This window comes from Mycolicibacter heraklionensis (assembly GCF_001021505.1).
Classification (GTDB): Bacteria; Actinomycetota; Actinomycetes; order Mycobacteriales; family Mycobacteriaceae; genus Mycobacterium; species Mycobacterium heraklionense.
The window spans coordinates 105297-117937 of sequence record NZ_LDPO01000011.1 but is presented as its reverse complement, the minus strand read 5'-3'; the positions used below and the strand labels follow the sequence as shown (position 1 = coordinate 117937).

The window sequence follows — 12641 nt, the reverse complement described above, 5'->3', positions numbered from 1 at the left end:
CTCAAGCCTTCTTGGCGGCCTTCTTCGCCGGTGCCTTTTTCGCGGGCGCCTTGCGCGCGGTCTTCTTGGCGGCCTTCTTGACCGGCCCCCGCGCCCGCCGGTCGGCGAGCAGTTCGGCGGCACGCTCATCGGTGATCGTGGCCACCTCATCGCCCTTGCGCAGGCTGGCGTTGGTCTCGCCGTCGGTCACGTACGGACCGAATCGGCCGTCCTTGATCACCATCGGCTTGCCGCTGGTCGGGTCAGCACCCAACTCCCGCAGCGCCGCGGTCGCAGCTGCTTGGCGGCCACGACGCTTCGGCTCCGCGTAGATCTTCAGCGCTTCGTCGAGCGAGATCTCGAAGATCTGCTCTTCGCTTGCCAACGACCGAGAGTCAGTGCCGCGCTTCAGGTATGGCCCGTAGCGGCCGTTCTGCGCGGTGATCTCGTCGCCGGACTCGGGGTCGACGCCGACCACCCGCGGCAACGACAGCAGCTTCAGCGCGTCGTCGAGCGTCACGGTTTCCAGGCTCATACTGCGCAGCAACGAACCGGTGCGGGGCTTGGGGCCGGTCGGCTTCTTGCCCTTCTTAGCCGTCGTTCCAGACTCGTCGTCCGGCGGTGGCGGCAGAACTTCGGTGACATACGGACCGTAGCGCCCGTCCTTGGCGACGATCTCGTGCCCGGTAGCCGGGTCAACACCGAGCGACCGGCCCTCCTGCGGGGTGGCGAAGCGTTCCTCGGCCAGTGCCAGGGTCAGCTCGTCCGGCGGCAGCGAGTCATCCAGGTTGGCCCGCTGCGGGGTCGGCTCGCCGTCGTCACCGGTGACCATGCGCTCCAGGTAGGGGCCGTTCTTGCCCACCCGCACATAGACCGGCCTGCCCTGCGCGTCGTCGAACAACCGAATCGAGTTGATCTCGCGGGCGTCGATGCCCTCCAAGTTGACCCCGACCAGCTTCTTCAAGCCGCCGGCCCGCGCGATCGAGTCCTCGACCCCGTAGTCGCCACCGAAGTAGAAGTTGTGCAGCCAGTCGATACGGCGCTGACGCCCGGCGGCGATCCCGTCGAGCTCGTCCTCCATGGCCGCGGTGAAGTCGTAGTCGACGAGCCGGCCGAAGTGCTGCTCCAGCAGCCCGATCACGGCGAACGCCACCCAGGTGGGGACCAGCGCGCTGCCCTTTTTGTAGACGTAGCCGCGGTCCTGGATGGTCTTGATGATCGAGGAGTACGTCGACGGCCGGCCGATGCCCAACTCTTCGAGCGCCTTGACCAGCGAGGCCTCGGTGTAGCGCGCGGGCGGGTTGGTGGCGTGCCCGTCGGGGGTCAGCTCGGTGGCGTCCACCCGCTGCCCCTGGGTCAGCTGCGGCAGCCGCCGCTCGGCGTCGTCGGCTTCGCCGCCGGCCAACTCGTCGACGGTCTCCACGTAGGCCTTGAGGAAGCCGGCGAAGGTGATGGTGCGGCCGCTGGCGGCGAACGTCACTTCCCTCTTTTGACCAAGACCAGCGGTTGCTCCACCGATCCGCAGGCTCAGCGTGGTGCCGCGGGCGTCGGCCATCTGCGAGGCGACGGTGCGCTGCCAGATCAGCTCGTAGAGCCGGAACTCGTCGCTGCCCAGCTCGTTGCGCACCGCGTCGGGGGTGGCGAACGTCTCACCGGCCGGCCGGATCGCCTCGTGGGCTTCCTGGGCGTTCTTGACCTTGCGGGTGTACTGCCGCGGCGACGGCGACACGTACTCCTCGCCGTAGAGCTGGCGGGCCTGGGTACGGGCGGCGTCGATAGCCGACTGCGACAGCGTCGTCGAGTCGGTACGCATGTAGGTGATGTAGCCGTTCTCGTAGAGCCGCTGGGCGATGCTCATCGTCCGCTCGGCGGAGAACCGCAGCTTGCGGCCGGCTTCCTGCTGCAACGTCGAGGTCATGAAGGGCGCGTAGGGCCGGCGGGTGTACGGCTTCTCCTCCACGGAGGTCACCGACAGCGACGCGCCCTGCAGCCCGGCCGCCAGCGCGGTGGCCGCGGCTTCGTCGAGCACCCGCACCTCGTCGGGCTTGCGCAGCGCGCCCAATGAGTCGAAGTCACGACCGCTGGCCACCCGCAGCTCGTCAACGGCGACCAGCCGCGCGGTGAAGCTGGGCGGAGAGGCCGTCGGGTCGGAGACGCTGGCGTCCAGTTGGGCGACCACGTCCCAGTAGGAGGCACTGCGGAACGCCATCCGTTCGCGTTCGCGCTGCACGATGATGCGAGTGGCCACCGACTGGACGCGGCCGGCCGACAGCTTCGGCGCGACTTTCTTCCACAGCACGGGGCTGACTTCATACCCGTACAGCCGGTCCAGGACGCGCCGGGTCTCCTGCGCGTCCACCAGGTCGATGTCCAGGTCACGGGGGTTCTCGGCGGCGTTGCGGATCGCCGGCTCGGTGATCTCGTGGAACACCATCCGTTTGACCGGGATGCGCGGCTTCAGGGTCTCCAGCAGGTGCCAGGCGATCGCCTCGCCCTCCCGGTCACCATCGGTGGCCAGATAGAGCTCGTCGACGTCTTTCAGCAGGCCTTTGAGCTCGGTGACGGTGCTCTTCTTGTCGGGGCTGACGATGTAGAGCGGTTCGAAGTCGGCGTCGACGTTGACGCCGAGGCGCGCCCACGGTTCGGTCTTGTACTTCGCCGGCACGTCGGCGGCGTTGCGGGGCAGGTCCCGGATGTGCCCTCGGGAGGACTCGACGACGTAGTTCCTGCCCAGGTAACCCGCAATTTTCCGTGCCTTGGTGGGCGACTCGACAATGACGAGCCGCCGCACGGGTGTTTTATCGCCATTGCGGGCGCTCACCGTCTCAGAGTCAGCCACCTTGCGCTTACCACTCCACTTCTGTCCGCACCGGCAGGCCGCGCCGCCGGTGGACAACTGACAATCTCGCACTCACGACCGTGCCGACGCAAACCGGCGCTCAGCAGTGCATTCTCTCAAAGCCCGTCGCCGTGGCCCGGGATCGTGGCTACGACACGCGGCCATTGACTCAACGCCTCGGGGTCCGCGGGTGATTCCCCGACGTTTTCGACCAGCCGCGACAACCTGCGGCGGCCGGTGATCCGCAGCGCCGGATGGCCCCCGCGGGTGCCGATCAGGGTGGGCGCGATGCCCACCCGCATCATGGCCGAGGCCAGCGGCGCGAAGGTGTCCGGCGCGTGCGGATCGAGCCCGAGCAGGTATTGGTCGCCTTCGGCGGTGCCCGCCGCCAGCGTCCACGCCCGCAGTTCACGCGGACCCGGCAGCCATTGCGGTGGCACGGTCTTCACCGCTCCGCGGGTCCACGCCTGGGCCAGCCCACGCAAGCGCGCGTCGACCGCGGTCCGGACCAACGGGGTGTCTTCCTCGGTGCGGGTGACCTCCGACAGCAGACCGGCCTGGCCGATCAGCTCGGCCAGCGCCACAGCCCGCCATTGGGCGTCGACCACGACCGACAGCCGCGCGCCATCGCCCACCATGACAATCTGTCCCGGGCCAGCCAGCACCCCGGTGAGGTCGGCGACGCTGGGCGGCACCGACTCTGCCGAAAAGAAGGAAAGCTGGCTCACGTCACCGACAGTAAGCCGGTCCACCATCCGGCGGCATCCGGGGCGGTCTTAGCCGCCCGAAACGAAACCCCCCGGCTTAGCTCCGTTGGCGGGAGCTGCCCGGGGGGTGACGTCAAATTCCGTTGCTCAGACGGCGCGGACGCCCGTGGCCTGGGGGCCCTTGGGGCTCTGCCCGACCTCGAACTCCACCCGCTGGTTTTCCTCGAGGGTGCGAAAGCCGGACCCTTGGATTTCCGTGTAGTGGACAAACACGTCCGCCGACCCGTCTTCAGGCGCGATGAAGCCGAAGCCCTTTTCTGCGTTGAACCACTTCACAGTTCCCTGTGGCATTTGTCGATCTTTCCTTACTCTTCTTGCCCGGTGCGGTGCGCACCGTTGTTCGGGGCACCGATTTTCGCTGCCCCGGGCCTGTTCCGGCCGCCGTACCCTGGCGGACGGTCGGTGCTGACACCGACGCTCCCCCGCGGGCACTGCGGCCGCAACCACAGATCCTGCGAAGGCTTAACACGAACACAGAAGCTACGACCGCCCATCAGTCAACCATGTTCGTTGCGTTGAGGACAGACTGCGGTGCCGAAATCTCGGCCGAAGGGTGAACAATACGGCGGCGGACATTCGAGGCCGGCGGTTCAGCGAGACTCGACGTAGGAGAGGCGAAGCTGGGACCGCCGCATAAACCACGCAATTGAGGATGGGACCATGACGGCGAATTTCGGCGGTGAATTGCTGGCCGCCGCGCTCGCCGGGGTCGAGGCCGGTGAAGATCCGCTGCGTCATGTCGCCGATCTGCCGGCGTCCGCGGGCCAAGCGGGCGCCTGGCCGGACTGGGCCGAGCCCGACGTGATCAGCGCCTTCACCGGACGCGGGGTCGAGGCACCGTGGTCGCATCAGCTGGCCGCCGCCGAACTTGCGCACGCCGGGCGTCACGTGGTGATCAGCACCGGTACGGCGTCGGGGAAATCGCTGGCCTACCAACTCCCAGTGCTGCAGGCACTGGTGACCGATCCCCGTGCCCGGGTGCTCTATCTGTCGCCGACGAAGGCGCTGGGGCACGATCAGCTGCGCGCGGCGCACACGCTGACCGCGGCGGTGCCACGACTGGGTGGCGCAGCCGGAGCCGTCGCACCCACCGCCCACGACGGCGACAGCGCCGCCGAGATCCGCCGGTTCGCCCGGGAACAGTCCCGCTGGGTGTTCTCCAACCCGGACATGATCCACCTGTCGCTGCTGCGCAACCACGCCCGCTGGGCGGCGTTCCTGCGCGGGCTGCGCTTCGTGATCGTCGACGAATGCCACTACTACCGGGGGATCTTCGGCTCGCACGTCGCGATGGTGCTGCGACGGCTGCTGCGGTTGTGTGCGCGTTACTCCGCACCGGGGGCGCCGGCCGGACCCACCGTGATCTTCGCCAGCGCCACCACCGCATTGCCGGGCGCCAGCGCCTCAGCGCTGATCGGCCAGCCCGTCGCGGAGGTCACCGAGGACGGCTCGCCGCACGGGGCCCGGACGGTGGCCCTGTGGGAGCCGGCGCTGCGCACCGATGTGACCGGTGAGAACGGCGCGCCGGTACGCCGTGCCGCCGGCACCGAGGCGGCCCGGGTGATGGCCGACCTGATCGCCGAGGGGGCTCGCACCCTGACCTTTGTGCGCTCGCGCCGGGGCGCGGAACTCACCGCGCTGGCTGCCCGCACCCGGCTGGAATCGGTCGCCCCGGCGCTGGTCGACAAGGTCGCCTCCTACCGGGCCGGATATCTGGCCGAGGATCGCCGCGCCTTGGAGCGCGCGCTGGCCGACGGTGAGCTGTATGGCCTGGCCACCACCAACGCCCTGGAGCTCGGCGTGGACATCGCCGGGCTGGACGCGGTGGTGATCGCGGGCTTCCCCGGCACCGTGACCTCGTTCTGGCAGCAGGCCGGCCGGTCCGGGCGGCGGGGACAGACGGCGCTGATCGTGCTGGTCGCTCGCGACGACCCGCTGGACACCTACCTGGTGCATCACCCCGCGGCGCTGCTGGACAAGCCGATCGAGCAGGTGGTGATCGACCCGGCAAACCCTTACGTGCTGGGACCGCAGCTGCTGTGCGCGGCCGCCGAACTGCCGCTGACCGTCGCTGAAGTGGCGCAGTTGGGCGCCGAGCAGGTGGCCGACGCCCTGGTCGAGGACGGGTTGTTGCGTCGGCGGTCCGAGAAGTACTTCCCGGCGCCCGGCCTCGACCCGCACGCAACCGTGGAAATCCGCGGGTCCGCCGGTGGGCAAGTGGCGATCGTCGAAGCCGGCACCGGCCGGCTGCTGGGCAGTGTCGACGCTGGGCGGGCGCCGGCCACGGTGCACACCGGGGCGGTGTATTTGCATCAGGGCGAGAGTTATGTGGTCGATTCGCTGGACACCGAGCGCCAGATCGCGTTCGTACACGCCGAGGATCCCGGCTACACGACGTTCGCACGCGAGATAACCGACATCGACGTGACCGGAGCCGGCGAACGCGCCTGGTTCGGTCCGGTCAGTCTCGGCCTGGTGCCGGTGACGGTGACCCGTCAGATCGTCGGCTATCTGCGGCGGCTGCCGACCGGGGAGGTGCTGGACTTCATCGACCTGGACGTTCCACCGGCGACACTGCCCACCACGGCGGTGGTCTACACCGTCACCGCCGAGGCGCTGGCCGACTGCGGAGTGGCCGAAACGGCGATACCGGGGGCGTTGCACGCCGCCGAGCATGCGGCGATCGGGCTGCTGCCGCTGGTGGCCAGCTGCGATCGCGGCGACATCGGCGGCCTGTCCACCGCGGTCGGTCCGGAAAAGCTGGGCAGCCTGCCCAGTGTCTTTGTTTACGACGGCCATCCTGGCGGTGCCGGCTTCGCCGAGCGCGGATACCGCGCGGCGGCCACCTGGCTGACGGCGACGGCGGAGACGATCGAATCCTGCGAATGCCCGCACGGCTGCCCCTCGTGCGTGCAATCACCCAAGTGTGGCAATGGCAATGACCCGTTGGACAAGGACGGCGCGGTGCGGGTGCTGCGACTGGTGCTCGGCAAGCTCGACGGCACGCACTAGGCGATCGGGACTGCGGGAGTCGGCCGACCCCCCGAACGGCCGACTCCCCCGAGCCCTTACCCCGGCAGCTGCGTCGCAGCGACAGGCGTCACCACGCAGAAAACACACGGGACAGTAAGACGAACGGTCGAGAAATGCGATCCGCTCCCAACCCGATACATGACCGGATGCGGCCGTAAGTTACCGGCTACACCGGATCCTTCGCAACTTGGCAGGATGCCGTGCTGGGGGAAACCGGCGTCAAATCCGGGAAATAGTTCGCTGTTGACGCTGGTAGAAGGGCAGCAGACGTAATATCGGCGAATTATGGCGCACGATTGGCTACTGGTGGAGACCCTCGGGGGTGAACCGGCAGTCGTCGCGCAGGGCCGTCAGCTGAAGAACCTGGTGCCGATCACCCAGTTCCTGCGACGCAGCCCCCACCTGGCGGCGATTCAGACCGCGATCGCCGAAGCGGTGCGGACCGGCCAAAGCCTGGCCAGCATCACCGCACGCCGCGATCGGGTGATCCGCACCGAACCCGTGGTGATGTCCGACGGCCGGGTGCACGGCGTGCATGTGTGGACCGGGCCGGCCGACATGGAACCACCGGAACGGCCCATCCCGGGCCCGCTGAAGTGGGACCTGACCCTGGGAGTGGCCACCGACACCAGGGAGTCGCTGGCCAACAGCGGCAAAGACCCCGAGGTGGAGGCCACCCACGACCGGGCGTTCGTCGAAGAGCTGCCCGCCCGCGAGTTCAGCCCCAATGAGAACAAGGTGTTGGCTCTGGCGATCCGGGCCGAACCCGGGCAGACGATCTGCAGCACCTGGGATGTCACCGATTTCAACGGCGAGCCCGTTCGGATGGGCTTCGTGGTCCGCACGGCTCGCGAGACGGTTCCCGGCGGACGTGAGCACTTGGTGACGCGCGGGATGAACTGGCGGGGCCAGTTCGACGGCGCAGTGCAGCGCCCCGACTTTCTGGCGCAGCAGATCCTGCGGGCACTGGCCCAGCCTGGCGTGCACCGGGCCATGGTCGATCTGGCCAACCGGCGGTTGCTGAAGTGGCTGGATGAGCCGTGCCCGTTCTACGACTGGCGCAGTCCGGCGGACGTAGCGCGGGTCCATCCCGACGACCAGGTGCAGATCGCCCGGATGGAAGACGACCTGGCCCGCTCCCAGGCCCCGGCGAGCGGGGTGCTGCGGCTGCGTCAGATGGACGGCGGTTGGGCGCCGGTCCACGTGACGGTCAACAAGGTGGAACTCGAAGAAGGCACCGTGGCCGGGCTGGTCGCGCTGCGCCTGCCCACCGATGCCGAACTCGCCGACGCTGGTTTGAGCGCCACAACCGAAGCCCCCTAGCCGACCGGCCCGGCGCGCGCCGTCGCCCGGGCGGGGCTTAGCCGCCAGCCGGGCACCGGCATCGCGACGGTGATCACCACATCGAGTCCGTCGACGGTGCAAGTCATTTCACCGGCGTGCATCCGCGAGCCCAGCATCGTGGCTTGAGCGCAGGCGGTAGCGGGCCCGGCGGGAACCCGGCCCGCACCGCCCAACGCCGCCAGGTCGGCGATGGCCTGGGCACGGTGTCGGGCGATGACCGCGGCACCGAGCACGAAGCCGCCACCGGTGACGCTCAGCAGCACCGCGACCATCGCGGCGGCGGCCACGGTGGCCCCGCCGGCCTCACTGCGACGGCTCGGCCGCCGCGACCGCTTCGGCGGCAATCGCCAAGCCGGGCAACAGAACCGGTCGGGCGCTGACGCGGGCAACCACCACGTCACCCTCGGAGCGCAGCCGGACCGTCGCACCGGCCGGCGCGAGCCGTCGCACCACCGCGGTGGCCGCTGGGACGTCTCCGCGCGCCGCCAGCCGGGCGGCTTCCCGGGCGGCGTCGACGCAGCGGATCTGGGCGGACACCGCGCTGATCCCGGCCAGGCACAGCACCAGCACCGAGACCAGGGCCGCCAGCGCGAACGCTGCCTCGACTGTGCTGGCGCCGGCATCTTCGACAAAGCGCGCACGGCCGGTCACGACCCGTCAGACCTTGGTGTTCAGCGCTCGCCCGATGACGCGATTCAGTGCCGACACGATCGAGTCACCGGTGACCACGGTGTAGAGGATCGCGCCGAAGGCTGCGGCAGCGATCGTCCCGATTGCGTATTCCACCGTGGACATCCCGGACTCATCGGATGCCAGCAGCACCATCTTCAGCGAGATGACACGAAACATATTGCGTGCCTTTAATGCCCGCGTTTTCACAAGCGCCTCCTTCAGCCGTACTTTTCTTCGACTCTCGCGGCGTGTCCGCGAAGCATTTCCCGAATCACAGCAGCCCCGACCGCAACACGTCGCCGGCCAGCCCGGCCACCACCGGCACGATGCCCAGGCACACGAATGCGGGCAGGAAGCACAGTCCGAGCGGCCCGGCGATCAGCACTCCGGCCCGCTCCGCAGCGGCGGTGGCCGTATGCGCGGCCTCGTCGCGGCACTGTGCGGCCAGTTCGCCGAGCCCGACGGCCAGCGCGGCACCGGAGGACCCCGACCGTCTCGCCAGGCGCAGCACCGCGGTGGTGGTCGGGTCGAGTGCCCTGGCAGCCGGACCGCTCGGCGCCGACCAGGCGACGCCCGGTTCGGCACCCAGCGCCAGCAGGTCGGCGCCGCGGCGCAAGGCCCCGGCCAAGTGCGGCGGCGCGTGCCGGGCGGTGGCCGCGGCCGCACCGGAGACAGACATCCCCGCGGTCAAGCAGAGCGCGAACACGTCCAGGTCGGCGGCCACCGCCAGCGCGTCGGTGCCCGGCACTGCCCGGCGGGGCGGCGGATGGTTGGGCCGGGGCAGCCCGGCCCGCGTCCGCACCGTCGCCGGTCCGGCGGCGGCAAGCAGTGCCGCAGCCAGCAAGATCGCGGCGGCGGTCATGTGACCGCCTGCGCGGTGATCCGGTCCGACCACAGCAGCCCGACGCAGACCAGGCCCACCCCGATCAACGCCAGCACCCCACCCGCTCCGCCGAGGAGAAAGGCGACCGGGCGGGCTCCGATCAACTGACCCAGCAGCACACCGAGCAGCGGCAGACCGGCCAGGAGCGTCGCCGAGGCGCGGGCGCCGGCCATGCCCGCTTCGGCCCGCGCCGAGAACCTTTGCCGGGCAGTGATATCGCGTTGCGCGGCGTGCATCAGGGTGGCGATCGCCACGCCGTGCTGTCCGCCGAGTTGCCAGTAGGCGGCGAGCCGCTCCCACTGCGAGGGCAGCGCCGAGGATGCGGCCGCATCACGCAGGCCGGTCGCGACGTCGGCCCCAAGCCGGGCCCGGGCGGCGACGCCGCCCAGACCGGCGGCCACCGCGGGATGGTGGGATTCTGCGGCCGCAATGGCGAATGCCCGCACCGGATGCGCTCCGACGCGCAGCTCACCAGCCAGGGCATCCAAGGCAGTCTCCAAGGCGCGCGATTCCGCGACGGCCCGGCGGCGGCGCAGGCCACGGCGGTGACGCAGGGCGGCAGTGGCCCCCAACAGGACTCCGGCCAGCCACGTGCTGAGCGGCAGGGCCAGCGCGGCCAGTACAGCGGCGCCGGTCACCGTGCCGATGAGGCTCCACCCGCCGGCCCGCCGGGCGGCCCGGCCGCCAGGAGCGCGACCGTTCGGTGCGATGCGGCGGCGCGGCGAAACACCGAGCAGCGCCGCCGCAGCCAAGGCCAGTGCGGCGGCCACCGGGCCGCTCACGCGGCCATCCGATCGCGCAGCAGGGCACGGAATTCGACGGCCTGGTCGGTCAGTCCACGCCCGGCCTGCCACACCGGCGCGGCCTGCACCTGGCCCGCGGCGGTGCGGCGCAGCATCGAGATGTCGGTGAGCCGGCGTTTGCCGTCGCGGTCTCGCGCGACGTGCACCAGCACCTGGACGGCCGCCGCCAGCTGGCTGTGCAGGCCCGCGCGGTCCAGACCACCCAGTGCGGCAAGCGCTTCCAGGCGGGCCGGGACTTCGGCCGGGCTGTTGGCGTGTACGGTTCCCGCGCCCCCGTCATGGCCGGTGTTCAATGCGGCAAGCAGGTCGACCACTTCGGCGCCCCGGACCTCACCGACCACCAACCGATCCGGCCGCATCCGCAGCGCCTGCCGGACCAGCTCGCGCAACCCCACCTCGCCGGCGCCTTCGACGTTGGCCGCGCGCGCCACCAGCCTGACCAGATGCGGGTGGCGGGGCTGCAATTCGGGGGCGTCCTCGACGCAGACCACCCGCTCGCCTTCGCCGACCGCGCCGAGCAGGGCGGCCAGCACGGTTGTCTTGCCGGCGCCGGTGCCGCCGGAGACCAGAAACGCCAGCCGAGCGGCGATGATGTCGGCCAGCAGGGCCGCCGCGGCCGGCGCGATGGCGCCCGTGGCCGTCAGTGCGGCGAGGTCTTGGGTGGCCGGGCGCAGGACCCGCAGCGACAGGCACGTCCCGTCGGCCGCAACGGGCGGCAGGATCGCGTGCAGGCGCACGGTGAACTCACCGGTGCCTCCGACGTTGAAGCCGTGCAACTGCCCGTCGACCCAGGGCTGGGCGTCGTCGAGTCGACGGCCCGCAGCCACCGCCAGGCGTTGAGCCAGCCGACGCACAGCCGCTTCATCGGCGAACCGAATCTCGGTGCGCCGCAAGCCCGCCCCGTCGTCAACCCACACCGCATCGGGGGCCGTGACCAGCACGTCGGTGGTGCCCGACGCGCACAACAGTGGTTCCAGCACCCCGGCGCCGGTCAGTTCGGTCTGCAGGACCCGCAGGCTCGACAGCATCTCGGTATCGCCGAGCACCCCGCCGGATTCGGCCCGGATCGCGGCGGCCACCGTCTGTGGGCGCAGCTCTGACGATCCCCCGGACTCCGACGCCAGCCGCTCCCGGACCCGGTCGATCAGCGAATCCCTCATGAAGCCAGGGCTTTCCGCTGGGGCAACATTTCGATGACCCGGCCGGCCGCCACCGCCAGTGCGGAGCGGCGATGCAACCGCAGCCTCTCGTGTTCGAGCCGCTCCGCCAGCCGAGGCTCGGCCCGCACTGCGGCCAACAGCGGCAGTCCGACGGTCTCTGCCAACTCCGCGGCCCGGAGTCCGCCGGGGGCCGGTCCGCGCACCACCAGGCCGACGTTGGGGTTCACCGCGCGCAGGCGCGGCGCGAGCGCGGCACCGGCCGCGCAGGACCGTACGTCGCACGGACTGACCACCACGACGAGATCGGCAGCGCTCAGTGCGCCCTCGATTGGGTCGGCCCACGCGCGGGGCAGGTCGCAGACCACGGTGACCCCGCCACGACGGCCCGCGTCCACGACCGCGTCGACGGTGCCGGCTTCGACCTCGGTGGGCTCATGGCCCGACTCGCCCCGCCGGGCGCCCGACAGGACGCTCACCCCGTCCCGGCGGGGCAGCGCTGCGCGCAGCGCCGGCCAGGTCAACCGCCCGCTGTGCTGCGTCAGGTCGCGCCAGCGCAGGCCGCCGGCATTTTCGGTACCTACCAGCAGATCGATACCCCCGCCCCACGCGTCGAGGTCGAGCAACAGCGCATCGCCTGCGCGCTGGGCCAGCGCCGTTGCCAGCAGTGACGCGCCCGCGCCGCCACGTGCGCCGATCACCGCGATGACGTCGCCGCGGCGCGCCCCATCCCGGGCCGACTCGCCGGCTTCGGCCAGCTCGGCCACCAGCTCGTTGCCTTCGGCGGGCAGCGCCAGGACGCGTTGCGCCCCGACGGCGACACCGGCTTGCCAGGTGAGGGTGGTGGGCTGGCCGCTGGTGAGCACTACGACATGGGGGCGGCGCGGCAGCCGGACCGGGCCGCAGCGGGCGGCCGCCTGCTCGTCGAGCACCACGGCCGCAGCCGCCGACCAGGCCCTGCGGTTCGGTATCTCGGCGCCGAGGTGGATGACGCGGACACCCACCGCCGCGGCCACCCGGTCCAGTTCGTCGCGCAACACCGACGGGGTGACGAGGGCCAACAGGCCGATGGTTGCGCTCACCGCCTCACCGTGACGCGGCGGCCCCCATCGCGCCACCCAAAACCGGGCAGGTGTGGATGAAATTCCCGACTGTGGAGAACTT

General features: G+C 70.7%; 12 protein-coding genes. 2 read left to right on the top strand and 10 right to left on the bottom strand.

Annotated features, from left to right (window positions below; all coding sequences use genetic code 11):
- Position 1 precedes the first annotated feature (1 nt).
- The 3 genes from topA to ABW16_RS14280 form a co-directional block, all read right to left on the bottom strand.
- Complete coding sequence (topA, locus tag ABW16_RS14290) at positions 2–2818, bottom strand: type I DNA topoisomerase (RefSeq protein WP_047319885.1); 2817 nt, start codon at positions 2816–2818, stop codon at positions 2–4.
- A gap of 116 nt (positions 2819–2934) precedes the next feature.
- Positions 2935–3546 (bottom strand): hypothetical protein, encoded by a 612-nt coding sequence (locus tag ABW16_RS14285; protein WP_047319884.1) that lies wholly within the window; start codon positions 3544–3546, stop codon positions 2935–2937.
- 126 nt (positions 3547–3672) lie between these two features.
- Entirely contained in the window at positions 3673–3876 is a 204-nt protein-coding gene (locus ABW16_RS14280) for a cold-shock protein (protein ID WP_005138711.1), read from the bottom strand.
- A 369-nt stretch (positions 3877–4245) separates the two neighbouring features.
- Here ABW16_RS14280 and ABW16_RS14275 point away from each other — a divergent pair, with 369 nt between their 5' ends.
- Positions 4246–6597 (top strand): DEAD/DEAH box helicase, encoded by a 2352-nt coding sequence (locus ABW16_RS14275; protein WP_047319838.1) that lies wholly within the window; start codon positions 4246–4248, stop codon positions 6595–6597.
- A 306-nt stretch (positions 6598–6903) separates the two neighbouring features.
- A complete protein-coding gene (locus tag ABW16_RS14270) occupies positions 6904–7941 on the top strand; it encodes a PAS domain-containing protein (protein ID WP_047319837.1) in 1038 nt (345 codons plus the stop codon).
- On the opposite strand, the gene ABW16_RS27255 is transcribed toward ABW16_RS14270, so the two are convergent.
- The 7 genes from ABW16_RS27255 to ssd form a co-directional block, all read right to left on the bottom strand.
- A complete protein-coding gene (locus tag ABW16_RS27255) occupies positions 7938–8249 on the bottom strand; it encodes an Rv3654c family TadE-like protein (protein ID WP_047319836.1) in 312 nt (103 codons plus the stop codon). The two genes, ABW16_RS14270 and ABW16_RS27255, sit on opposite strands and share 4 nt — an antisense overlap.
- Positions 8250–8265: 16 nt before the next feature.
- Positions 8266–8613, bottom strand: a complete 348-nt coding sequence (locus ABW16_RS27250; RefSeq protein ID WP_047319835.1) for a TadE family type IV pilus minor pilin — start codon at positions 8611–8613, stop codon at positions 8266–8268.
- A gap of 6 nt (positions 8614–8619) precedes the next feature.
- Positions 8620–8811 carry a DUF4244 domain-containing protein gene (locus ABW16_RS14255; RefSeq protein ID WP_047319834.1) on the bottom strand — a complete coding sequence of 64 codons (192 nt, stop codon included), beginning with the start codon at positions 8809–8811 and terminating at the stop codon, positions 8620–8622.
- A 94-nt stretch (positions 8812–8905) separates the two neighbouring features.
- A complete protein-coding gene (locus tag ABW16_RS14250; protein ID WP_200900666.1) occupies positions 8906–9496 on the bottom strand; it encodes a type II secretion system F family protein in 591 nt (196 codons plus the stop codon).
- Complete coding sequence (locus ABW16_RS14245) at positions 9493–10299, bottom strand: type II secretion system F family protein (RefSeq protein WP_047319833.1); 807 nt, start codon at positions 10297–10299, stop codon at positions 9493–9495. The genes ABW16_RS14250 and ABW16_RS14245 overlap by 4 nt, the downstream gene beginning before the upstream one ends.
- The gene (locus ABW16_RS14240; protein ID WP_047319832.1) at positions 10296–11480 is read right to left on the bottom strand and encodes a TadA family conjugal transfer-associated ATPase; all 1185 of its coding nucleotides are present in this window, start codon (positions 11478–11480) and stop codon (positions 10296–10298) included. Before ABW16_RS14240 ends, ABW16_RS14245 begins: the two co-directional genes overlap by 4 nt.
- A complete protein-coding gene (gene ssd, locus ABW16_RS14235) occupies positions 11477–12559 on the bottom strand; it encodes a septum site-determining protein Ssd (protein WP_109519603.1) in 1083 nt (360 codons plus the stop codon). Before ssd ends, ABW16_RS14240 begins: the two co-directional genes overlap by 4 nt.
- Positions 12560–12641: the final 82 nt, after the last annotated feature.